Source organism: Lujinxingia sediminis (assembly GCF_004005565.1).
Lineage (GTDB): Bacteria > Myxococcota_A > Bradymonadia > Bradymonadales > Bradymonadaceae > Lujinxingia > Lujinxingia sediminis.
This window is the reverse complement of the sequence record NZ_SADD01000002.1, coordinates 328,631-354,223: the sequence shown is the minus strand read 5'-3', so window position 1 is coordinate 354,223 and position 25,593 is coordinate 328,631. Positions and strand designations below refer to the sequence as shown.

General features: G+C 64.8%; 6 protein-coding genes. 2 read left to right on the top strand and 4 right to left on the bottom strand.

Translation table 11 applies throughout. From position 1 onward, the window contains the following. Window positions 1–36: 36 nt before the first annotated feature. The 4 genes from EA187_RS07065 to EA187_RS07050 all read right to left on the bottom strand — a co-directional run bounded on the left by EA187_RS07065 (window position 37) and on the right by EA187_RS07050 (window position 20,870). Window positions 37–5,244, bottom strand: a complete 5,208-nt coding sequence (locus EA187_RS07065) for an ATP-binding protein (RefSeq protein WP_127779756.1) — start codon at window positions 5,242–5,244, stop codon at window positions 37–39. Beyond that, window positions 5,241–12,230: a beta-ketoacyl synthase N-terminal-like domain-containing protein gene (locus EA187_RS07060; RefSeq protein WP_127779754.1), complete on the bottom strand. Its 6,990-nt coding sequence runs from the start codon at window positions 12,228–12,230 to the stop codon at window positions 5,241–5,243. The genes EA187_RS07065 and EA187_RS07060 overlap by 4 nt, the downstream gene beginning before the upstream one ends. Continuing rightward, window positions 12,227–19,150 (bottom strand): type I polyketide synthase, encoded by a 6,924-nt coding sequence (locus tag EA187_RS07055; protein ID WP_127779752.1) that lies wholly within the window; start codon window positions 19,148–19,150, stop codon window positions 12,227–12,229. Before EA187_RS07055 ends, EA187_RS07060 begins: the two co-directional genes overlap by 4 nt. A gap of 100 nt (window positions 19,151–19,250) precedes the next feature. Next, window positions 19,251–20,870 carry a PfaD family polyunsaturated fatty acid/polyketide biosynthesis protein gene (locus EA187_RS07050; RefSeq protein WP_127779750.1) on the bottom strand — a complete coding sequence of 540 codons (1,620 nt, stop codon included), beginning with the start codon at window positions 20,868–20,870 and terminating at the stop codon, window positions 19,251–19,253. Between the two features lie 846 nt (window positions 20,871–21,716). On the opposite strand from EA187_RS07050, the gene EA187_RS07045 reads away from it, so the two are divergent. Together EA187_RS07045 and EA187_RS07040 are read left to right on the top strand one after the other, a co-directional pair. After that, the gene (locus EA187_RS07045) at window positions 21,717–23,246 is read left to right on the top strand and encodes a DUF362 domain-containing protein (protein WP_115606456.1); all 1,530 of its coding nucleotides are present in this window, start codon (window positions 21,717–21,719) and stop codon (window positions 23,244–23,246) included. A 700-nt stretch (window positions 23,247–23,946) separates the two neighbouring features. Then, window positions 23,947–25,404, top strand: a complete 1,458-nt coding sequence (locus EA187_RS07040; protein WP_127779748.1) for a right-handed parallel beta-helix repeat-containing protein — start codon at window positions 23,947–23,949, stop codon at window positions 25,402–25,404. Window positions 25,405–25,593: the final 189 nt, after the last annotated feature.

Sequence of the window (25,593 nt, the reverse complement as noted above, 5' to 3'; positions counted from 1 at the left end):
CGGGCGATCGCTGACCCTGGGTCAATGGGAGAGTCGTTATTTTATCGGGTCGACCAGGCGATTGATCAGATGCTCGCGCAGTCGTCCGGGGGTGATGATGTCGTGAATCGAGCCGACCTCGCGGGCACGGTGGACATTGTGAATGTGGTCGAACTCGCTGGCGAGTTCGGCCTGAATGCGAGCGCGCAGGGACTGGAGATCGGCGCGGCGTTGAGCGGGGTTCGCGTTGGCATCGGCCTGCGGATAGTCGGGGTGCGCGATCAGGCGGCGTTGAACGAGACCGGGAAATACGACTGCCGCAGCCGGGGCGCCCCCGATGACGCTGGCAAAGGTGTGCTCAAGGGCGGTGGCATGGAGGTTTTCGTTGAGAGCCTGGGAGAAGACGACAAACGCCCCGCCGTGATAGCGCGCCACGACGTTGAAGAGGATGGGCCCTTCGAAGTTGATGACGGCGCGGGCGATTTCTGCGCCCCATTCAAGCTGACGCTCGCGCAATGATTCTGGAGAGCCGTCGAAGCCGCTTAGATTGGCGAGGATCACCAGGGGGTGCACCCCGCTTGCGGCATGAATGGCGCGCGCGATTTTGCGCGAGGAGTGGGGAAAGAGGGTGCCGCTCATCCAGGTATCGGGACCGTCGACCGGGGCCGGTCCGCGACGCTGGATGGGTTGCGACTCAACGCCGATCATCGTGACCGATTGCCCGCCGAGCTCTCCCAGCCACACCACCGCCGATTCGCCCCCCTGTAGCGCAGACCACCGCTCCAGGGTGGGCGCGCCCGAGTCGAGGACTGCTTGCATCAAGGTGCGAATCGCAAAGGGCTTCTTTTTGCCGGGGTTCAGGTCGGGATCGAAGATCGCGTTGAGCTCGGCAGAGGACCCGTTCGAGGAAGGGGGAGAATGGGTGAAGTTGCCACGAGTTTCGGCCTGAGCGGGATGACCCAGGGTTGAAGATGGCGGCGAGTTTTCGGCCTGTGATGCATGACCGAGGGTTGAGGATGGCGGCGCAAATATGCGGTGATCTACGCCCCTGGGGCGAGTCAGGCGATAGTGCGTAAAGAGCAGTCGGTAGGCGTCGATAAGGTCATTGGCTTCGTACTGAGCCTCGCCATTGGGGAACATGATCGGAGCTCCGCCCAGCGCGGTGTTGCTCTCGGCGCTGACCGAGCCGGAGAACTCCAGGGCTTTGCGACCGGTAAGGATCATGTAGCCGCGATGGGTCATGATGAGTGCGCCCTTGCAGTGCATGAGCATGGTGGCTTCGGCGTTCCAGTAGGACTGGGCGCCGACGCAGGGGCCATCGACGATGACGTGGATAGGGTGTCCGTTTTGCGTCATCTCGACGATGCGGCGCAGCACACGCGCGGTCCAGTCGAGGTTCTCGGTGCCGGAGTCCATGGCGATGCGCGCGCCGGAACTCAGCGCAACCCACTCCACCGGCAGGTCTCGCTCGCGGGCCAGGTCCAGTGCCAGGCAAATACGGCGGCACTCGGCCTCGCCCAGTGAGCCCATCGTACGGGTGGCATCGCCGATGATGAGAACCCGGGTCAGCGTGGAGGCGTCGGGCAGTGAGTTGGTGATGAGCCCAACGACCAGGTTGGCCTGATGTTGGCCCGGAGCCCGGGAGGTGGGGGCGAAGTTGTTTTGGGCGTCAAAATCCCACTCCTGAAAGGTGCCTGTGTAAGGCGATGATGTCGCGATCGCTGCATGAACAATGGGTGAGGTCTGACCCCCGGTTAGCCAGGCGATGACCTCCGAGGGGTGGAAGAGGCCTCGGCGGTGGGCCTGCAGTGCACCGCGGTCGGCTGAGGATAGTGGAGGCGCAGGGGGAAGAGTCTCGACACCGGCAAAAGAGGCGCCGAGGCCGGTTGCCGGACCGAAGATAATCGCGTTGCAGGGGCGTTTGTTGAGCGTCAGCCCGGCGCTGGAGCGGAGAAGTGTAAGTTCGAGAGCGAGGTCGGCGCTCTGGGCGTTGAGCTGTTCGGCGAGCTCGGTGATCGAGGCGTTGGTGGCGTTGAGCTCGCCGATATAGCTGAGGATGATGCGGTTGAATGAGGGCGTCGCAGTGGTCTTTGCGATGTGATGACGCAGAGTTGTAGCGGCCTGCAAAAAGGCGCGTTTAAGAGAGAGTAGATCGAGATCGTCATCACCTTTGGGGGCCACGCAGACCTCGACCCAGAGACGGCTGTCATCGGGATCGTCGGTCGTGGTGAGTGCCCACGATCGCAGCGCCATATCTGACGATGGCTCAACCCCCGGTTGTGTGGGAGTGAGGCAAAATGGGGTGGGGGTGAGCGATGGGGTGGGGTTGTCCCAGAAGGTCGGGCGGGGCGGCGCGGGCGCTGCGCTCGCGGTAGACTCCAGGGCGTGGCGAAGCTGCCAGACCAATGCGGCCAGCTCCCAGCGACGTCTGCGTGTGGTGTCGCCGGCCAGGGCTTCCAGAAGGGTGGGGAGCGTGGTGTGCAAGGGGCCGAAGTGCTGCTGAAGCGACGAAGGTGATGCGAGGTGTTCGGCGTTGCGCGTTGAACTAAGAAGGGCGCGCAGCACTTCGGTGGCGAGGCGGTCGCGAAGTTTGCGCTCCTTACGCGCCTGTAACAGGCGCATCAGCGCGTGATCGAGGCGCTCGCCAGGCCGACATTCATGGTCGCGTTTGAGGCCGTGCGAGGCCAGATAGAGGCGGAGTTTGGCAGTAAAACGCTCCGAGAGACGTTCGTCGTCGAGGTGGCGTTGACGCAGAAAGCGGGCGAGCTGTTCGGCGCTGGAGTCGCCGGCAGAGTTCGCCGCGTCGTCTTCGCGACCGTGCCAGAAGAGGGACTCGCCGGCACAGTAGGTCGCAAAGAGGTCGAGGAGCTCATCACGCTGCAGGCGTTCGGGGGAATCGAGCAGGGTGTCGAGCGCGGTGGTAGCCAGGTCCGGGTCGACGTCGTAGCCGAGAAGTTGGGCGTGCAGGACTTCGGCGGTGTTCAGTGCGCGGCGGCTTAGACCTGGAAGTGAGAGCGAGACGACGGGAGCGCCTTCGGAAGTGGCATCGCTGTCGGGTTGCAGTCGAAGAAGAGGTTGGCCAGCTTCGACCGAGGATGAGCGCGCGGTGAGAATGCTCTCGACCACGCCATCGAGAGGGGCGACGACGGGAAACTCCATCTTCATCGCCTCCAGCGTAATGAGGCGCTGGCCGGAGCTTACGCGTTGACCGGGCTCGACGTGAATCTGGTTGATGGCTGCCGGGATGGGGGCGGTGATGTTGCCGTCGGAGCGTTTTTCAAGACGATGAGCTACCCCGTTGACCTCAAGGACGACATGATCGGGGCGGGCGACGCGGATGACCTGGTAGGTGTCGTTGCCGATAGTCAACACCATATGGGCGTTGCCGGTGGGGCGTGCCTCAAGGATCGCTTCCCAGGGACCGCAGGAGGCCAGGTAGGTCATCGGAGCAAGGGTGGCGATGGTGATGTCGATGGGAGTGCCGTCGACGCGGTAGCTGAGTTCTCGGGGGCCCGGCGCAGAGAGGCGCCGCGGGAGGCCGGTAAGAGCCTGGGCAAAGAAGAGGCGCAGCTCCTGACGACGGGTCGCCAGGTGATCGCCGATCGCCGCTGCTGCCAGCGCGACGGCGAGTTCGTGACGCTGGTGGGCGCGGGGCCTGTGCGCAAGAAATGCGTCGAGCCACGCGGTGGTGACCGGGCCATCGTGGTAATCGGAGTCGGCGACGAGTTCGCGCAAAAGGGCGCGGTTGGAGAGGCCGGTCTCCAGGGCCAGCACGGTGTCATCGAGGGCGCTGTGGAGGCGGGCCAGCGCGTCCCGGCGGTTAATGCCCCAGGTGATGATTTTGGCGACATTCGAGTCGAAGGCCGAGGGGATGGTGTTGCCCTCGGCGTATCCGCTATCCACGCGGATCCAGGGGCCATCGGGGGCGACGAAGCGCAGGATTTGCCCGGTGCGCGGAGCGAAGCCGTCGTCGGGATCTTCGGCGTTGAGGCGCGCCTCTACAGCCACCCCACGCGGCTCCGGGCGAGCTCTGGAACTCAGGTCCAGGCCACGCGCGACATCGATCTGAGCGGCAACAAGATCGATGCCGAAGATCGCTTCGGTGACGGTGTGTTCGACCTGAAGTCGGGTGTTCATTTCGAGGAAGACGAAGGTGAGATCGCCCTCTTGTTGTGAGGGGGATCGATGACCCTGGGTTGGTTGCGCGGAGTGACCCAGGGTCGTTTGAGTCGCCGCAGAATCATGTGCCGAAGCATGACCCAGGGTCGTTTGGGTCGCCGCAGAATCATGTGCCGAAGCATGACCCAGGGTCGTTTGAGTCGCCGCAGAATCATGTGCCGAAGCATGACCCAGGGTTGTGGGAAGTACGAGGTATTCGACAGTGCCCACGCCGACGTAAGCGCAGGCCCGGGCAATGCGGCGGGCGCAGGCTTCCAGGCGTTGGCTGAGTTCTGTGGGGAGTCCCGGGGCCGGAGCTTCTTCAAGAAGTTTCTGGTTGCGACGTTGTACCGAGCAGTCGCGAGTGCCCAGCGTCCAGACGTTGCCATGGGTGTCAGCGAGCACCTGGACTTCGACGTGGCGGGCTTCGGTGATGTAGCGCTCGATGAATAGGGCGGGGTTGCCGCTGCTGATCAGGGCTTCGGTTGAGGCGCTCTTAAAGGCATCTTCGACCTGATCGGGGGCATGAACCAGGCGGATGCCCCGGCCCCCGCCTCCGGCTGCGGACTTGAGGAGGGCCGGGTACCCGATGGTGTGCAGGACCTCCAGCGCAGCTTTTGAGTCGGAAACGGGCTCTTTTGACCAGGGCGCCACCGGCACGTCGCAGCGCTCGGCGAGTTGTTTGGCGTGGATCTTGTCGGCCACCTGGAGGGTGGCTGAGGCCGGGGGGCCTAGAAAGATCAGGCCCCGCTTATGGCAGGCATCCGCCAGCGCGGGATCTTCGGAGACAAAGCCCCAGCCAGGCCAGATGGCGTCGGCACCGGCAGCCTGGGCGGTATCCAGCAAAAGATCGATGTTAACGTAGGGCGAGGCTTCGCCCGGGGACGGGTCGGGCAGCGCGACGGCGTGGGTGGCTGCTTGCACAAAGGGCGCGTCAGCGTCGATGGAGGTGTAGAGTGCGATGGTTTCCAGCGGCACACGTTCGCGACGACTCCAGGTCTTGGCGCCACGAATAAAACGCATCGCTGCTTCGCCGCGGTTGAGAATCGCCACTCGACGAAACTCGCCGGTGAGCACACGAGTGAGGGAAGATGCGGGCTGCGTCATGATCGTTCCTCGCGCACGCGCAGCGCCAGGTTGGAGGTATGGTAGATCTTCAGTCCGTCGACCAGAAGCCAGGCATCACTGATGAGGAGCGTGTCGTGGTCGTTTTCCTCAACGGTGTGAAGATCGAGGAGGATGGTGATCTTCTGATTTTCGGGGATGACCTGGCCGCGATACTTCCAGGTTAGAGCCTGGTTCAATGCCAGAGGTTCAATCAGCGGGCGCTCAAAGCGGCGATGAAGCCCCAGGCGCAGCAGGGCGTAGCGCAGCGTCTGGATCATCGCCTCGACTCCGAGCGAGCCGGGCTGGACGGGATCCTGGAAGAAGTGGGCTTTAAAGAACCACTCGGCCGGATTGACGTCTTTTTCGGCGCGAACGCGCACGCCGGTGGCCGACTCCTCCCAGGAGGTGAGGCGATCGATCATGCGCAGCATTGCGTCGGGCCAGAGCTCGGGGTGCTCGGGGTCGGGAGGTGTCGTGAGGTCGACCACCGGGGGTAACTCCAGCGCCTCACTCCGACCCGTCTCACTCCGACCCTGGGTTGACCATGAGGCGCGCAGTTCGGGGTTGATCGTGACTTCGGGGGCTGCCTGCAGCCGCTCACGGTCGAGGTCGGTGAGCGGCAGTCCGACCTGGTTTTGCAACGCGGCGTGGGGGAAGAACCCAAACGTCGTCGTCAGCTCGTAGACCGGCACGGTGTCGATGGTGCACTGCACCTCGAAGCTCTGAATGATCATGGAGCCGGAGATCGACTGGTTGGTCATGCGCGTGTGCGTGCGCAACGTGCCGCCGGCCGGCAGCAGCTCCTGCAGAAGCGTCGCCTGCCCGTCGAGGTTGCGGTAATAAAGGGGCTGCGCTGCCTCCGCAAAAGCCATGGAAGTCAGCGAGAGCCACCCGCAGGGCTGCAGCGCCGCCTCCAGCAGTACGGCGTAGGGGACGACTGCGCGATCGTTATGATCGAAGTACCAGGCATCCTCGGGAAGGTCGTACTCGACGACGACCTCATCGCCCGGTGCGCTCTGGCCGGGCTGGGAGCTGAAGTCGGTCACGCGGGTCATAAATTGGAAGGGATCGCCGGGCAGACGCGGCATGCGCCCGGCGTCTTCAAAACGCTGGTAGGCCGGGCCCATGCAGGCGGTCGCCGGGCCGATGCCGGTGGCCTCCAGGGCGAAGCGGTCATGGATCACGCCACCACACTCTACCGCCCTCGAATCGCGATCTTCGGGCATCCCCTCACACGCAATACGCTCACCCATCGGGGTGTCGGGGACGAGATGCATGACCATCGAGCGGCAGTGGAAGGCTTTGAGACCGTCGACCGTCGCCAGAATATGCGCGCGAAGGGCGGGGCGGCCGCCGGAGGTGGCGTCGTTGAGCTCTTCGACAAAGATCTCGTAGGTGAGCACCCTTGAGGTGGGGGTGACCTGGCCGCGGCAGCGAAGCTGGTAGGGGATGTCAGGGGCAGGTTCAAAGCGCCAGCCGTCGCGAGCAAGCGTCAGGCCGCAGGCGGCCATATAGAAGCTCATCGCCTGCATGCCGGCCTCGAACATCAAGGTGCCGGGCATGCAGGGATCGTTTTTAAAGTGACCATCGAAGAACCAGTGGTCCGGGGTGATGTCGAGGCGGCTACGCAGATAGCCGCGTCCCCACGGACCGCCGCTCGGGTTAAGTTCTTCAACCTCGCCCATCAAACACATGCGTCCCTCGTGGATTGAGGGGGTGCGGGTGTGGGTGAGCAGGCGCTCGTAGCCCGGCCCAAAGCAGGCGGCAGGATCGCCGTCGGCAAAAGCCTGGACCTGCGCGGCGCTGAAACTCGAGGGGACAAGCTCGGTATCGATGAGGCTTCTGATGTGAGCGGGAGCCTCGTCGAGCGCTTCTTTCTCAGGCGTCCAGAGCACGCCCATCGACTCGGCCAACTCGGCGTCCGAGAAAAAGCCCGCCTGACCCTCGCGCACCGAGAGACGAATGTCCTGGCCGACGCGGCAGTCGTAATGGAAGAAGAAGATGCGGATCGGGCCCTGGTTGGCGTGGCCGTCGATGTGGATGTCGTAGCTTAACGTGTCGCCGGCCTGCGGGAGACCGCCGCGGTAGGTGAGTTCGCAACCGAGCAGGCGGTAGATGCGTTTGCCACAGTTTTGGAAGTCGGCGCCCATCCAGGAGATGAGCAAAAGGTCGGCCTGGCCGGCCTCGATCATGATGCCCGCCGGGATGTGTCCACGGTGCAGGTACCAGGCGTCGGGGGTGAGATCGGTCTCCGTCCAGATGGTGCCGGTGCCCACGACCCCGGGCTCGGCGTCGATGCCGGTGACACGGTCCGCGAGCAAGAGCGGCGGCTCGGGCATGCGCACCTGGCGGGGGAAGTCGTCCTGGATGCTAAAAAGAGGGCCGAAGACCTGCGAGATGTTGCCGCTGGCCAGCACCTCCAGATCGGCACGATCGAAGGTGGGGCCGACGGGGGTGGGAGCGGGGGGAGAGGTCGATAATTCGACGCTATTGCTTGTGTTTGAGTGACCCTGGGTCGTCTCTCGAGGATGACCCAGGGTCGTGTTTTTCTGACCGTGGGTCGTGTTGCCGGGGTGACCCAGGGTCGTGTTTTTCTGACCGTGGGTCGTGTTGCCGGGGTGACCCAGGGTCGTTTCTGTGGGGTGACCGAGGGTCGTGTTGTTGAGGTGACCGAGGGTCGTGTTGTTGAGGTGACCGAGGGTCGTGTTCGGGTGACCCAGGGTCGTTTCTGTGGGGTGACCGAGGGTCATGTTCGGGTGACCGTGGGTCACACCGTGACGGTGGGTCACACCGTGATGACCCTGGGTCATGCTCGAAGCGTTGGGCGTCGCGGGGTAGGTGTGAGACTCCAGAACGACCCCCGACGTCGAAAAGTCGGCGTCATTGCTTGCGAAAGGCCGACCCTGGGTCATGGGGTTCGAGGGATGCCCGGGAGTATGCCCCGGCTGGTTCGCCATCTGCCAGGCGCGCTGAGAGTGGGCCAGGAAGGCCTTATGAACCTCGGCCTGCGTGGCCAGCACGCCCAGGTAGCGCTCATACGCCTGGCGTTGCAGCTCGAAGTAGGGGGGCAATGCCGCGGTCGAGGTGCTCCGAGGCTGCACCGGGGACAAGGGGACGACTGCATGCAACGTGTCATGCTGCGCCCCACCCCCTGGTTGGCTCGCCACGGGGTGTGTCGCTACCGGAGGTTGTGTCGGCGGGTGCTGCTTCGCATGTGTCGGCGCGTCGAAGGTCGGCTGCACCCGGGCAGGGGCATTGATCGCCGCGTCGGTGACCCGGGGAAGCGCGGGGGCCGGGGGCAGAATGGTGATCTGAGACATCGGCTGCTCGGGGGCAGAAGAGGGAGCGGATTCAGGCGCACGTGCAGCGGCGCGGGAGGGGGGCGCTGCTGGCGAGATCTGGTAGGAGGGCCAGTGGGCCGGGAAGCTCAAGGTGGCGTCGTTGCTGCTGGTCGCGCGACCCACGGTCATGAAGAGCGGGTGGTTTTGCGCGTGCTCCATGCGAGCGTTGTACGCGTCGAGATCGACGGAGACGCCCGCAGCGGCCAGGCGAGCGATGGCGTTGGCCAGGGGGCGAAGTCCGGAGTCGGCCGCCGAGTCGAGGGAGACGCAGAGGTGGGGGCGTTCGCCGAGAATCTGGCGAATCCAGGGGCCGAGCGTGGTGCGAGCTCCGTGCTCCACAAAGATGCGTACTCCGTCATTGTAGGCGGCGTTGATCAGCGCCGGGAAGTTGACGGTGCGCAACGCCTGGCCCAGCAGCGCCTGTGCCACGGTGATGCTGGTCGGCTCGTAGTGGCTTAAGAAGGCGTGACTGTAGAGACGACGTGTGCTCGGAAAGCTCTGGCGGGTGTGCAACTTAAGCCAGCGCTCCTGAAAGCCGGCGACCTCGGGGATGTGCACGGCGATGTCGTAGTCCAGGTGGCTTGCGCGATGTCGGGGAAGTCGCTCAAGGACGCGGGCGATCGCCGGGGCATGCCCCCCGATGGTCAGGTCGTCGGGGGCGTTGATGAGGGTGAGGTGGACCAGGGGCTCCTCGGCCAGCGCATCTTCGAGGGGTTGGCGCGGGCCGACCACCCGCCAGGTCTCCCACTGCGGCGCTTCGTCTTCGTTCAGGTGCTCGGCCCAGGCTTTTTTGAGCACATCAAAGGTGCCGCCAAGCGCGCGGGTGAAGGTGCCACTGCTGGAGAACTGGTCGTAGAGCGCGTCGAAGTCGCGCCAGACGCCGGTGGCAAAGAGCGCGTTGGTCTCCCCGCTGCTGAAGCCGATGGCGGCGTCGAAGTCGATGCCCAGAAACTCGGTTGTCAGATCGCTATGAAGTTGGGCCAGGGTAGACGCAGCAAAGAGCTTATCGAGCGGGGTTGCTTGTGCCTGCGCATCGGGGTGGGTCATCCAGCGGGTGGCTGCGTCGACGCGCGCAAAACGCCCGCGCAGATCGTCGAGAAGATCGGGGAAGGCCAGCAAAAGTCCCTGTCCCATGCCGTGGTAGGCGGCTGCAGCCCCGGTGAAGACCTGGGCGACCTCGCCGTCGATCGCGTCGAGGGGGTAGATGCCTTCGCCCGGGGCTTCGCCGCCCGCTGCAAAACGGGTCAGACGGGTTTGTTTTTCGGCGAGTTCTTCGGGGCTGGATGCGACGACGAAGGCGGGGATGGGGGCGTCGATGCGGTGGACCTTCGGAGCATCAAGGGCCACGGGGAGGGGGGCGCGCCTCAGGGCGGTGCGTCGCGGTGAGGCCTGCGCAGCGGAGGTCGCCACGACGGCGGTGGCGCGCAGGCCGGTAGCCTCTCCGCCTCGCTTTAAGGCAAACTCCGGGAGCGCAATGGCCGCGGCGATGGCCAGCAGCCCCCGGGCGCTGCCGCAGTCGGGAAGATGCGCGTCGAGAGAGACGGCGTCACGCAGGTCGGTCTCAGCCGGAAGCGTGGCCAGGATGGTGTCGCCCTGGTCGCGCGCAAGGTCGGCGCGCTTGATGACGAGGGCCACGGCGGCATCTTCAGGAAGATCATCAGCAACTTCGACGGCACCCACCACCGCCGCGTCGAGTTCGCCTCGGCGAATCGCCTGCACGGCCTCCTCAAGCGCCACAATGCCTGAATGTTCTTCGGCGCTCATAGTCAGCGAATAGCCGCCCAGGTCGAGGTGCGCGTTGATGCGGTTGGCCACGATATTGGGAAGCCCCCCGATGACGGCGGCCGCCGAGAGAGGAGGGGCGATGGCGTCTTTCTCGGCGTTCGAGAGGTGCGCCTGGCGGGCGCGAACCCCGTGGCGTACCACGTCCGGATCGGTCTGCATGCCGACAAACACGCCGGTGCGATCCCGGGGCAGCCCTCCGACAAAGGCGGCGGCCTCTTGCGCGACCTGAAGCATTGCGATCTGCTGCGGCACCGATACTTCGAGGTCGCGGGGCGGAAAGCGCAGTCCTTTGAAGGGCAGGGTCAGCGTGTGGAGTTTGCCGCCCTTGCCTCCCGTACGCTCTCCCCCGGATGGGGCGTTGAGCAGGGTGGCAGCCCATTCGCCGGTGGTGCGGGCGTCGGGCAAAAGCGTGGCCAGGGCGACCACCGCGACCTCTACAGGCTCGGCATTCTGTGGGGCGGGAGTGTGACCCAGGGTTGAGGAATGTCCAGATTTTATGCGGGTGTTCGAGGTGTTTCCGGCGATTGCCTCGGGGTAGGCACGGGCGTACGAGGGCCAGGACTCGACGATCAGGTGGCTGTTGTTGCCCCCGAATCCGAAGGCCGAGAGGGCGGCCACCTGGCGGGCGGGCTCCCAGGGCTCCGGGGTGCGCACCACGCGAAACGCGCTCGTATCGAGGGCGTCGATCGGCGCGTCGCAGTGGATGGTGGGCGCGAGCTGGTTGGCCTGCATCGACGCCAGGATTTTGAGCAGCCCGGCCATGCCGGCGGCGGTGATGGCGTGGCCCATATTCGATTTGAGCGAGCCGATGGGCAGCGATTCGTCGTGGCGATCGGGGAAGAGGGCCTGCAGGCTTTTGAGCTCGCGACCGTCTCCGAGTGCGGTGCCGGTGGCGTGGCACTCGATATAGCCGATGTCGGCGGGGCGAAGATCGAGGCCGCGGTAGGCTGCGCGAAGTGCGCGCACCTGCCCCTCGCTGCTGGGCACGAGCAATCCGTCGGAGCGCCCGTCGTTGGAGAGGCCCACCTCGTGAATCACGCCCAGGATGGTGTCGCCGCAGGCCAGCGCGTCGTCGAGGCGTTTGAGCGCGACGAAGGCGCAACCCTCGGTGGGCACAAGCCCGTTGGCGTCGCGGTGAAAGGGGCGGCTTTGTCCCGTGGGGCTGAGGGCCTGAAGGGCCTGAAAACCGATGTTCAAGAAGAGAGGATCGGCCCGGTTGACGGCGCCGGCCAGCACCAGATCGCTCTGATGGGCGCGCAGCCGCTCGATGCCAAGTTTGATGGCGTAGAGCGACGAGGCGCAGGCCGCATCCAGCGCGGTCGCGGGTGCTTCGGGCCGTCCGAGGGCTCGGGCGATGAGATGGGCGGGAAGTCCGCTCATATGGCGGTCGAGCTGCCCTGCGAGGTTCGCCGCCTCGCTGCGCGAAGCCTGGCGGGCGTCGCGCACCGCCTCGGGGAGACGGCCATCCTCGACACGCATTGCCATCCCCTCGCTGGGAAGCGAGAGGTTGCCCAAAAAGATCGCCAGGCGGCCTTCATCGCCCTTCTGCGCCTGAAGGTAGGCCTGCTTCGCGCAATGCACCGACCACTGCACCAGCGGGTCGAGATGGCGCAGGAGGTCAGCGTCAAGCGCGTAGTCTTGAGGCTCAAAGACCTCGTCAAAGCCCGTGACGTAGCCCCCGGGGTTTCTCCAGCCGGGTTTGCCCATTGCGACGGCGGGCTCAGCACGCCAGCGCTCAGGGTCGGGAGGGCTGAGCAGGTCGCGGCCCGCCAGCAGATTTTGCCAGAAGGTCTCCGGCGACAGAGAGCCAGGGAAGACGCAGGACTGGCCGACGATGGCCACAGGGGTGGGGCGACTCATAGGAGCTGCTCGGAGCGAAAGTACATCTCAAGGCCGCGAATGGTTGCGGCGAGCTGGCCGTCGGCGCAGCGAAGATCCAGATCGAAGATGGCGCGGTGGGCGTTGACCTCGCGGGTCTTTGCCAGAAGTTCCACCGGACCGTCGCACTGGCTTAAACCCAGATCCACAAACTCAGCGATGGCCGTCGGCAGGTTGGCGCGACCGTCGGAGAGGGCCGCCTGGGTCAGCGCCAGCTGCAATGCTCCGTCGACCAGTGCCGGATCGCCGGCCCAGACGGCGGTCTGCCAGCCGGCGTCGATGGCCCGCAAGAGCGTGGCGCAGGCCTCGGGGTGCCCCAGGCCATCGGCGGCGCGAATCAGGCGAAACGCTCCGGTGTGAAAGAGGCAGCGCTCATAGATCGCATCCACGCCCAGGGTGGCGTCTTCAAAACGCGTGGGGATGCTCAGCGGCGTGACCGTGGGTTGCGTCTCCGCCTTTGTTTTCGCGCTGAAGCGGCGGTTGCCCTGATCGTCGAGGACTTCCAGAAGGAGGTCTTCGGTGCCGGGTTGTGAGGTTGCGCGAAGTTCAAAGCGCCAGCACGCATCGGCCGCCTCGAAGTGCTCCAGGGTGAGGCCGCGCAGCACCTTGAAGTCGCGCAGGCAGAGCGCGTCGGCGTGCGGTAGAGCCTGGCGCGCGATGGATTGCAGCCAGTCCAGGGCGACCGCCGCCGGGAGCACGGGGTGGCCCTGGACGCTGTGGCCGCTCAAGAATCCGTGGGTGCGCGCGCTGACGAAGGTGATGGCGCGAGCGCGCAGCGCATCGTCAAGAAGGCCGTCGCCGAGCACGATTTCGGTGCCCGCCGAATCGTCTCGAAGTTCGCAGACGAAGGCGCGGGCGCCGGCCTGAAGATCGATCAACGAGACGCCGCGCGACTCGAAGTGGGCGCGCAACGAGGCGTCGACCATGCCACCGTCCCAGGGGCCCCAGCCCAGCGAGCGGGTCAAGAGGGCGGGGCGGTCCGGGTGGTTGTTGGCCCCTTCGGCGGCCAGAGATGCGACGACTTTGTTGAGTGTCTCGTTGGCCATGGCGTAGTCGACCTGACCGACGTTACCGGTGCGAGCGGCCACCGAAGAGAATGCGCCGACAAAGCGCAGCGGGTCGTCGGTGCTGACTTCCAGAAGGGCGCGCAGACCGTCGACTTTGGTGTCGAAGACGAAGTTAAAATCGTCATCGGACTTCTGCTCGATGGTCTTATCGGCCAGCACTCCGGCAGCGTGCAAAAGGGCGGTGGGGGCTCCAAGGTCCTTGCGAACCGTCTCAAAGGCCCGGTGCAGCGCGTCGCGATCACGCACATCGGCGACCAGGTAGCGGGCGCGAGCGCCGGCGGCTTCCATGGCGGCAAGCGTCTGGCGAACTTCGCGCTGTGCAAGCGTTCTGGAGGCTTTGCGGCCGATCTCCTTCAACGAAGGCGACTCGCCGCGGGCACGCGCCTGCTCCAGAAGGATGCGTTTGATGTCGGCGTCGGTCCGGGCCGCTTGCAGCGCTGCGGGCTCCTCGTCAAGCGCGGTGCGCCCGAGCAGGATGATGGTCGGTTGCGCCACCTTCGCGAGCTCAATGAGGCAGTGCGCCGTAACACCGCGGGCGCCGCCCGAAGCGATGAGAATGTCGGAGGTGCCCAGGGTCAGGGGACCCTCGGTGGGGGCATCGGTCGGTGTCGCACGCAGCGTGTAGCGCAAGAGGTTGGCGGCCAGAGCCACTTCAAGCTCCGGGCCTCCGCCCAAAAGCTCATCAGCCAGGCGGCGCGCCACCGCCTGCGGAGCGCGACCCTGGGAGGCGATGTCGATCGACTTGACGAGCGTGGAGGGCCACTCCAGCGCTGCCGTTTTGGCCAGCGCGCTTAAGCCTCCGAGCCAGGCGCGGGGGCCCTGCGGGGCATCGCTCAGCCCGAACGAGCCGCCGGTGTCCTGGATGAGCGCGTAGGTCTGCAACGCGCCCGTCCGGGCGGCGAATCGCGCGCAGGCGAAGGCGTCGCGCTGGAGCTGCAGCGCGCTGTCAACGCTCGGGGTTTCGCGCAGCCCCCGAAGGTCGAGAAGTTGCGCAACCACGCGGTCTTCAGCGAGGTCGTTGACCACCTCCGCCTCATAGCCTCGCTCGCCGAGAAGTTCGGCAAGCGCCGAGGCCACGCCTCCCTGATCGTCGATCAGCGTGATCGGGGCGTTGCTCAAAAAGGTCAAACCCGCCGACGGCGCAGCCACACGCTCCACCGCATAGCGGGTGGGGAGCGGGACGGTCACCGCCGACGGTTCAGATTTTCCCAGGCTTTTACCCTCCGCAACGGTGGTGGTGCCGAGCGTGTTCATATACCCGACGATATCGCCGAGGGTTTTGAGCGAGGCCATCTTCGAGGGGTCGAGCTCGGGGAGCTCGGGCACTTTATCCTGGACGGCCGAGAGGATCTCGACGCGTTTGATGGAGTCGATGCCCAGGTCGGCCTCAAGAGCCATGGAGGCGTCGAGCATCTCGGCGGGGTAGCCGGTCTTATCGGCGACGACGTCCATAAAGGTGGAGGTCAGGTCGGCCGCAGGTGCGCTCGCCGAGGTCACCTGGGTGACCGTAGGTTGCGCTTGAGCGTTGTGTTGTGCGGGTGATCCGCCACTCTGCGCCGGCGCGGTGCTCTGCAAATAGGCGACGATATCGCCGAGGGTCTTGAGCGAGGCCATCTTCGAGGGGTCGAGCTCGGGAAGCTCGGGCACTTTATCCTGAACGGCCGAGAGGATCTCGACGCGTTTGATGGAGTCGATGCCCAGGTCGGCCTCAAGAGCCATGGAGGGGTCGAGCATCTCGGCGGGGTAGCCGGTCTTATCGGCGACGACGCCCATAAAGGTGGAGGTCAGGTCGGTCGCAGGCGTGCTCGCCGAGGTCACCCGGGTGACCGTAGGTTGCGCCTGAGCGTTGTGTTGTGCGGGTGATCCACCACTCTGCGCCGGCGCGGTGCTCTGCAAATAGGCGACGATATCGCCGAGTGTTTTGAGCGAGGCCATCTTCGAGGGGTCGAGCTCGGGAAGCCCGGGCAACGTCTCCTGGACGGCCGAGAGGATCTCGACGCGTTTGATGGAGTCGATGCCCAGGTCGGCCTCAAGAGCCATGGAGGGGTCGAGCATCTCGGCGGGGTAGCCGGTCTTGTCGGCGACGACGTCCATAAAGGTGCCGGTAAGGTCAGCCGAAGGCGCCGGAGGTGCCATGTGTTGGGAGGGCGCCGGCGGTTGCGACATGACCGTGGGTTGCGCCAACGCCTTATTCTGTGCGGGTGAGGCAGGGGTGGTCGCGTGGCCATTGAGGCTGGCGCCAGGCCCGTTGGGAGCGCTGTAAAACGTCGGTGCAACCGGGGCCTGGTAGCCATTCACCGGGGCCTGCTGCATGACCGGCGGTTGGGTGTGGACGGGCGCGTGGTAGCCATTCATCGGGGCCTGCTGCATGACCGGGGGTTGCACCGGAGTCGCATGCTGCGCGGGAATCGAAGGGGTGGTCGCCGTCTGTCCGCCAGCCTGGCACCACTGCGCAAAGGAGGTTTCCATGGCCTGCATGTATGCCATCTGCGCCTGGGCCACCGAGCGCTCCATCAGCTGGAGGTAGGCCATATGGCTGTCGGCCATCGCACGCTGATACTCCGCAAACGCCTGTGCCGACGCCGTAGCTCCCGGTTGACCGGCAGCTGCCGCCTGCCCACTGCGATAAGTCTGCTGCGTGGGCGCTGCCGCCTGACCCGGTGCGGTCGGCTGACCATTCGTATACTGCTGCTCACTCATCGTCGTGTTGTCCCTGGTAGAGTTGTGGCTCGCGTCGCGGGTGGAATGCGCCGCCGGAGCAACGTCGCTTCGAACGGTCGAGGTGTTCGAAGTGTTCGAAGTGTTCGAAGTGTTTGAGATATCTGAAGTGCCCGAAGACGTTGAAAACTCGGGGCGATCCGCAACATCGGGGTTGGGCGCCGGCAACGCCGCCGCGCCACCTTCGGGCGGGTAGGGCCGGCCGTAGTTGGCGCCGTTGAGCTTGATCGTAAACTTCGAGCGCGGGCGCTCACGCGGGTCGCTCGGGAGGGCGTAGCCTTCCCAGAGCGCTGCAAAATCAAGCGTGATGCCCAGTGCGCTCAGCTTTCCGAGCGCTTCAAAAAGCGCCGTGACGTCATCTTTGCCGCGGGCGTCGAGCGCGATCGCCTCGAACTCCTCCCCGCTTAAGATGCGTTTGACCAGCCCGCTGAGCACTCCCTGGGGGCCGACCTCCACAAAGCAGCGAGCGCCTTGCGTGTGCATCGCGCGGATCATCTCCACAAAGCGCACCGGCGAGCTGATCTGATTCTGGAGACTCTGGCGGATCGCGTCGGCGTCGTCGGGGGTGTAGGCCTCTGCGCTCACATTGGCGAAGGCCTGGCAGCTCAGCTCCCCAATCGCCTGCTCGCCAAGAAACTCGCCGAACGCCGGCGCCGCCTCCGCCACAATCGGGGAGTGGAAGGCGGTGGCCACCGGCAGGCGAATGAAGGTGATGAGCTGCTCGTCGAGGAAGTTCTCGGCCGCCTCAATCGCCTTCACCGAGCCCGAGATCACCACCTGAGTGGGGCTGTTGTCGTTGGCAATCACGACGTCGGCGTCGCAGGTGCTCAGAACATCGCGAAGCTCGTCGGCCGACATGCGCACCGCGCACATCGCGCCACTTGTGGTGGTGGCGGCCTCGGCCATCAGCTGGCCGCGGCGCGCGGCGATGTTCAGCATGGTGGTGGCGTCGAAGGCTCCGGCGGCCTGCAGCGCGCTGACCTCTCCGTAGGAGTGACCACCGACCATCTCGGGCTTAAGCCCCAGCGCTTGCAACATCGCCTGACGCGCCAGGCTGTCGGCACCGATGGCTGGCTGAGCCCATTCGGTCTCGCGCAGCGCAAGCTCCTGGGCCTCTTTGTCGTCTTTGCCAAACGCCGGGGGCGGAAACACCTTATGATGCAGCCCCAGCGGTGCGGCCGTATCCCAGACCTTGCGGGCGCGGTCGAAGGCCATCGCCAGATCGGCTCCCATGCCCACGTACTGACTTCCCTGACCCGGGTACAAAAAGGCGACCTTGCCCTTCACAGGCTCGCCGGCGCGCGCCCACATCCCGGGAAGATCGAAGTCGATCTTTTCGGCGTCGAAGTTCGCCAGCGCCTGGGCGATCTTCTTGCCGAGATCGTCGAGCGATGCGGCGACCAGCGCCAGGCGATGCGATGACCGTGGGTTGAACTTCGACTGCGAGGCATGCGCCTCAAAGGCCAGCAGCTCGCGTTTGTCGCCCTCATCGTCCGGCCGCACCTCAAGGTTCTTTTGAAGCGAAGTCAGCGTGGTTTTGAGCGAGCCGAGATCCTCGGCGCCGTAGACAAAAAGCTCGGTTTTGAGCGCGCGCAGGCGATCGGGTTTTGCGGCCGGCCCGCAGTACTCCTCCAGCGCCACATGGAAGTTGCTGCCGCCAAATCCAAACGAACTCAAACCGGCGCGTCGCGGATGATCCTCACCGCGTACCCAGGGCCGCGCTTCGGTATTGAGGTAGAAGGGGCTCTCTTCGATGCCCATCTTCGGGTTGGGCTGGCCGACCTTGATGGTGGGCGGGAGCACCTTGTGATGCAGCGCCATCACAACTTTAAAGAGCCCGGCGGCGCCGGCAGCGGCCTTGGTGTGGCCGATCTGGCTTTTGACCGACCCCAACGCACACCAGGGCATTGGGGTTGTTTCTTGAGTGTTTTCAACGTCTTCCGAGGTGTCTTTGCCGCCAAAGGCCAGGCGAAGCCCCTCAAACTCGGCGGCATCGCCGGCGCGGGTGCCGGTGCCGTGGGCCTCGACAAGCTCAATCGTCTCGGGCGCAAAGCCGGCGCGCTCATGGGCGCGACGCAACGCTTTGGCCTGGCCTTCGGGAAGGGGGGCGTACACCGACAAAGAACGACCGTCGGACGCAGATCCCAGCCCGCGGATCACCGCGTAGACCTTATCCCCATCGCGCTCCGCATCCTCCAGGCGCTTCATCGCAAACATCCCCATGCCCTCGCCCATCAACGTCCCGTCGGCACCGTCGGCGAAGGGGCGGCAGTCGCCGCTGGGGGAGAGCGCCGGGGTTTTGGAGAAACACATGTACATGAAGATGTCGTTAAAGCAGTCCACCCCGCCTGTGATCACGACATCGGAGTGGCCGAGGTAAAGCTCGTTGAGCCCCATCGCCATCGCCGAGAGCGAGGACGCACACGCCGCATCGGTGATGCAGTTGGTGCCGCCAAGGTCGAAGCGGTTGGCGATGCGCCCGGCCACCACATTGCCCAGAAGACCCGGGAAGGTGCTCTCCTGCCAGGGGGTGTACTGCGCGGCGATGCGGTCGCAGATCGCCTGGGCTTTGGACTCGCCAATGCCCTGCTCGCGCAGTGCACGCAGCCACTGCGGGCGCTGCAGACGCGAGGCCGCCTGAATCAAGAGCTCCTGACCGGCGGTCACCCCTAAGATGATGCTCATGCGCTCCTTATCCATCGACTCGAACTGGCCTTTAAAGGCGTCGTCGAGCACCTGGCGCGCCACGATAAGCGCGAGGAGCTGGGTGGTGTCGGTGGCCGGGATCATCGTCGGCGGGATGCCAAAGGCCACCGGATCGAAGTCCACATCGGGCAAAAATCCGCCGCGTTTGCAGTAGGTCTTATCGGCGTCGCCCGGCTCCGGATCGAAATAGTCCTCAATCAGCCAGTGCGACGGCGGCACCTCGGTGATGAGGTCGTTGCCCTCCATGATGTTTTGCCAGAAACGCCCCGGGGAGGCCGAGGCCGGGAAGAGCGCACTCAAGCCAACGATGGCCACCGGCGGGTGGTCGCCGCCGTGGTGCAGGTTTTCATCCTGCGAGGTGCCGGCATCTGGCAAGGAGGGGGCCGAAGAAGACGTGGGGATAAGAGGCATAAATCCTACTGCGTCAAAAGCGCCGACCGGGGGTCAGCGAGACTCGAGTTCGAAACGACGGGATCCGAGCGTCGGGAGTGTGGACGCCGGGCAGGCCTGGTCAAGCCAGGGGGAGCGGCCGATGATCAAAGGCATCGGGGGGGATGGCCGCGCCGAAGGCGCGCAGCTGGGAGGCGCGCGTGTGGCGAGCGGCACCCTCCATCAGGTTGAGCGCCATCTGGTCGACGTGGCGCGCCTCCAGAGGTTCCAGGAAGGTGCCGCGCGCCCAGTCATTAAAGGCGCCCTGGGCCGGGCCCATCCACACCTGGTAGTCGAGCTGGCGCCCCTCCACCCCCTCAATTGCCCAGCGGCTGGAGAGCCCCAGGTACCAGCGGCAGACCAGCGCCAGACGATGGCGTGGGTCACGCTCGGCGCGTTCGATCTCCTGCGGATCGCGGCGCGTAAAGAACTCGCGCGTCTTCTGCCAGACCTCTTCCATGGGTTGCTGGAAGATCTCGCGCTCGAGCTTCTCGCGAACCTCCGGCTCGATCGCCTCGATGGAGGGGTAGGTCGAGTACACCTCAAAAAGCCGTTTGGCGCGGGCCGCAAAGAAGTTACCGCGCTTTAAGACCTGAACTTCGACGCCCATCTCAAACATATCGCCGGCCGGGCACATCGTGACATCGGCGAAGCGGGCCTGGGCGAGCATGGCTTTGACTGTCGGCGACTGATTGGCCTCGACGCTGGCCTGGTTGATGGAGCCGGTGAGCACAAAGGCCGCGCCCAGCCCAAATGCCGCAGCCACCGCCTGCGGGGTGCCCAGGCCGCCGGCCGCGCCCAGGCGCACCGGGGTGGTAAAGCCGTGCGCGCGCTGAAGATCGTCGCGCAGTCGGGCGATCACCGAGAAAAGCGGCCCCAGCGGGCGGCGGTCGGTGTGACCGCCGGAGTCCGACTCCACGGTGATATCGCTGGCCACGGGAACTTCCCGGGCCAGCGCTGCTTCTTCGGCCGTGATCTTCCGCTCGGAGACCAGCTGCTCCAGCATTTTCTGCGGAGCGGGCTTCAGAAAAGGCTCGGCGACTTCCGGCCGCGAGATTTTGGCAAAGAGAAAGTTGGAGCGCTGCACACGACCGTGAGCGTCGCGAAAAAGTCCGCTCACCGCATAGCGCACCACCGCCGGGGTCAGGCGCATAAAGGCCGAGGCGGAGACCCGGCGCACCCCGCGGCTCAAAAAGAGCTCAACGGTGGCCATCTCCAGCCCGGGCTCCTGGGGGGAGTGGATCAGGTTGGCACCGAAGGGCAGTCTCTGAGGATGGAGGGCTGCGGCGGTGCGGTCGATATAATCGATCATACGCTCAAGCGAGAGGCCGGCGGTGCCCAGAAAACCGAGCATGCCGGCGTGCGCCAGACGAATCACCATCTCGGGGCTGGTGATGCCGTTGGCCATCGCGCCGCCCACGTAAGGAAAGCGCAGTCCGTGGGTCTCGCAGAAGGCGCGGTCGCCGAGCCACTCCGGGTACATCGGCGGCAGAGTCGCCAGATGTTCGTAGCCGCCTGTGGCATCAAGGTGACGCACATCAAAGCTCACGCCGATGCGTCCCCCGGAGGGCTCACGCACGATATAGGCAGTCTCGCGCACCCGGAGGGCCGCCTCGCGAAGCTGCGCCGGAGCAAAGGCCGGCGCCGGAGGTGCATCCGCCCGGGAGGTCGGGGCGTTGCTGGAGGTGATATCCATCACCATAAAGTAGGTCCTGCAAACGACATGATTCAGTGAGCGCGCCGCCTTCAATCCAACACATACGAGGCGGCGATGGGCCAATTTCGCGGGAGCATACAACGGGAGTTGGGGAAGGTACAGAGGGGGCTGTCGCGACAAAATGACCGGTTGAATGCCGGCCAGTGTGCCGGCTGGCGGCAGGCTATCCAGCGTGCCGCAAAGGACCATAGGTCAGCGCCTGATAGATCACCGTGGGTTGCACCATCGTGTGTGTTTATGCGCCTTCGAGGTGACCGTGGGTCATGGCTTCGAGGTGACCGTGGGTCATGGGTCGGCGAGACCTACGGTCGTTGTGAGAGGTGACCGTGGGTCAGGAGGGAGAGACGACCGTGGGTTGCATCATCGTGTGTGTTTATGCGGCTTCGAGGCGACCGTGGGTCATGGGCCGGCGAGACCTACGGTCGTTGTGAGAGGTGACCGTGGGTCAGGTGGAAGAGGTGACCGTAGGTTCCACCATCGCCTGTGTTTATGCGGCTTCGAGGTGACCGTGGGTCATGGATCGGCGAGACCTACGGTCGTTATGAGAGGTGACCGTGGGTCGCGTCCCCAACGCATCGCCAAACGCCATCTCCCCCCGCCTCCGTCTCATACCTCACTCGCCGAACATGACCCGGGGTTGGACCTTCGCCAGTATCCATGCGCTTGAGGTGCCACCCACGGTCATTAAATGACCCCGTCGCAAGCGCGAGGAGGGCGCGTTGCATGCGGGTGATTCACGACCGAAAAGGCAGCGGGATTGGACCCCGGCGCCCGACCGTTTACACTACGTGCAGCCTGCGCCTTTGCCTTCAACCCTGATGGAGTGATGCGATGACCGACCCTATGCCCACCGTGATTTTAAGGCATTGCCCCGACTATGAGCCCGAGCGCATTGAGCGCCTGGCGGTGGAGGGGCTCGATACGCTGGGCCTGCAACCCCACGGTCGCACGCTGGTCAAACCCAACGTGGTGGCGTCTGGCGAGATGTTCCCGCATGCCTACACCCGCGCGGAGTTTGTGGAGGGCATCCTACGCGCCCTCAAGAAGCGTGGCTCCAACATCAAAGAACTCGCCGTCGGGGAGCGCAGCGGCATCACCGTGCCCACCCGTTATACCTTCAAAAACGCGGGGTATTACGAGATGGCCAGGCGCGTGGGCGACGTGAAGCTCTACCATTTTGAGGAGTCCACCCAGGTGGAGATTCCCCTCTACCATCAGGGCCGGCTGCGCGAGTCCTTTTATACGCCGGAGCCGGTGGCGCAGGCCGACTTTTTTGTGAACTGCCCCAAGTTCAAGGCGCATCCCTGGACGACGGTCACCTTCAGTATGAAGAACTACATCGGCATCCAGGATGATCGTCATCGCCTCATCGATCACGATCATGCGCTCAATTATAAAGTCGCCGACCTGCAGTACATCACCCAGCCGCAGTTCATCGCCACCGATGCGATCATCGCCGGGGAGGGGCGCATGCTCACGCCGCTGCCCTATCGGCTGGATATGATGCTGATGGGCAACAACCAGGTGGCTTTTGATGCGGTCTGCTGCCACATCATCGGCGTCGATCCGATGACGGTCGATCATATTCGCCTGGCCCATGAGCGCGGTTTTGGACCGGTGGACCTGGCGCAGATCCGCATCATCGGTGACGTCTCGCTGGATGAGGCAAAGGAGCGCGCAGCAAACTTTGAAGTCGGGCTGATCCGCGTCGAAGAGTACTTCAAGGGCACCAACATCCGCGCCTACTCCGGTCGGCCCCCCAGCCAGACCGATGATTACTGCTGGGGCGGCTGCCCCGGCGCGCTGGAGGAGGCCATCGAGATCCTGAGGGTCTACGACGCGTCCACCGACGAAAAAATGCCCCCGATGCATATCGTCTTCGGCGCCTACGAAGGGGAGATCGACGCCAAACCTGGCGAGAAGGTCGTCTTTATGGGCGATTGCGCGACCTATCAGGGAGAGATCGGTGGCCAGCAGGTGCAGATCGACAGCCTTTATCGCGACCGCTCTGAGCTCAACCCGGAGACCTATAAAGTCGACGACATTTTCAAAAAGATGCTCAAGGTGGAGCAGAAGTTCCTGGGCGCGCGCAAAAGCGATGTGATGCGCATCGCCGGCTGCCCGGTCAGCGTGGCCGAGCAGGTTCTGATGCTCGTGAAGCTGGGCAAAACCCAGAACCCTTATCTCGACCCACGCACCTCGGTGGATTTTGTGAGCTGCTACCTCTCCACGCGTACCCGCACCGCGCTGAGCCGTATCCTGGGAACCCCCTACCAGCGCCGTGGCCCCTCGGTGCGCGGCGATGCGCGGCCGGCCCAGAACCTTCCGCCTGACGGGGCCGAGAGCGAGAGCGTCTCCTGATAGGTTCAACCAGATAGAACCTTGCGCGCCGGCGGAAGCGTATTCGGCGCAGGAGGGGGAGCCTCATTCCCCAAGACGCTACGGGGAAATCAAACGACCCTGGGTCGTCGATCACCCGCATCCATGTTGGTTGAGAGACAACCCAGGGTCGTTTTGGGAGTGGGAGATCTGAGGCTGTATGCCGGTATGTTGAGATGACCCAGGGTCACGGAATTGCGCTGCCTGTGAACGACCCAGGGTCACAGAATCGCGTTGCCTGTGCACGACCCAGGGTCAAAGAATCGCGTTGCCTGTGCACGACCCAGGGTCACAGAATTGCGTTGCCTGTGAACGACCCAGGGTCACGGAATTGCGCTGCCTGTGAACGACCCAGGGTCACAGAATCGCGTTGCCTGTGAACGACCCAGGGTCACGGAATCGCGTTGCCTGTGAACGACCCAGGGTCACGGAATTGCGCTGCCTGTGAACGACCCAGGGTCATCGCTACCCCGCGTCGATCGTGGCTGAAGCTCAACCCACGGTCGTTCGGGAGGGGGGGCGGCGAGGAGCATGATGGGGTTGGAAACGCCTCCTGATGTTGCGAATCGATACACCGGGACGCTGGAGAAATTGCGCTGCTTTGCGCATCCTCATCGCACCGAAGGAATGCCGATGTCCTCGTCACCGGGGGACGATAACCACTCCGAGATGAGGAGATACGATGTTGCCGTGGAGCGCCGTGTTTCAAAGGACCTTGATCGTCGTGATGATCGCCAGCACCGGGTTGGCCTGCGGGGATGGCGACTCGGACGCCCGACGCGCGTTGGACGCGGGCATCGACGCCGGCGCTCCGGATGCTTCTTTGGAGGATACCTCCAACGATGGGAGCCTCGATGACCCCGACACCTCGACCGATGACGCCGGCGGTGAGCGCGACGCGGAGGTCGATGGGGGCGTCGACCCCGAAGAGCCCGATACGCCGGGCGCGGTGGACTGTGCGCCGCTGCCCGAGAGCGGAGGCACGATCGTGGAGGTCGATCCCTCCATGGCCGCGCAGCTTCCGCAGCTTGTGCGTCAGGCCCAGGCCAATACGGCCTTCGTGCTGGCCGCGGGCACCTACGCGATCGCCGACACGCTGCATGTGCGCGCCGAGGGCACCACCCTGCGCTCGGCCAACGATGATGCCGAGAGCGTGGTGATCGATGGCGGCTACAACGTCAACTCTCTGCTCCTGATCCAGGCCAGTGAGGTGACCGTGGCCCATCTCACGCTGACGCGGGCCCTGCACCACCCGATTCATGTCTCCCCGGGAGGCGGCGACGCGCCGGAAACGATCACCGGCACGCGAATCTACGGGGTACGCATCGTCGATGGAGCCCAGCAGTTCATCAAGATCAACCCCAATGGCGCGCGCAGCGCGTTTGTGGACGATGGGCTTGTGGCCTGCTCGTATTTTGAGCTCACCGATGCCGGTCGTCCCCGCGTCGATCGTAGTGGAACCGGCTGTTACACCGGCGGCGTTGACGCCCACGCCGCACGCGGCTGGGTGGTGCGCGACAACCACTTTAAAGATATCTACTGCGCCGGCGAGGGGCTTGCGGAGCACGCGGTGCACTTCTGGTCGGCCTCGCGCGACACGGTAGTGGAGCGCAACCTCATCGAAAATTGCGCACGCGGCGTCGGCTTTGGCCTTCTTCAAAGCGGGGGCGATCGCGCCTACGCCGACGACCCTTACCCGCAGGTTAGCGGATATATGGGGCATATCGATGGGGTGGTTCGCAACAACGTGATCGTTGCCGACATCGACTATTACGACACGGGCATCGAGCTTGCGCAGGCCCACGGGGCGCGCGTGATCCACAACACCATCTTTGATGCTGACGCAGCGAACCGTTTCAGCTCCATCGACTACCGTTTCCCCAACTCGTCTGTGGAGATTCGCAATAACCTCGTCGGCCGTATCACTCGCCGAAACGAGGCAGTCGGAGAGGTGGATCATAATTTGGAGGGCATCGGCGCGGAGCTTTTTGAAGACGCTACCGGCCGGAACTTCCACTTACGCGCCTCGGCCAGCGATGCCATCGACCAGGGAGTCGAGCTTGAGGAGGCCGGGCTGGATATCGATGGGGAGCCTCGCGATCGAGGTACGGCTCCTGATCTGGGCGCGGACGAGCACTGAGTTGAGGGGGCACGTTACCGGCGTTGTCAGGGGTGATTGGTATGACAGTGGGTCGTGAGTGGGATGACCGTGGGTCAGGTCAGGGGCGCATAGACAGGAGCGAAAAGCTGACCCACGGTCATCTTAAACGAGGCAGGGGTGAGGCGTTTCAGGAGGGCGTGAGCGCCACCAGACGCGAGCTCTTCATGC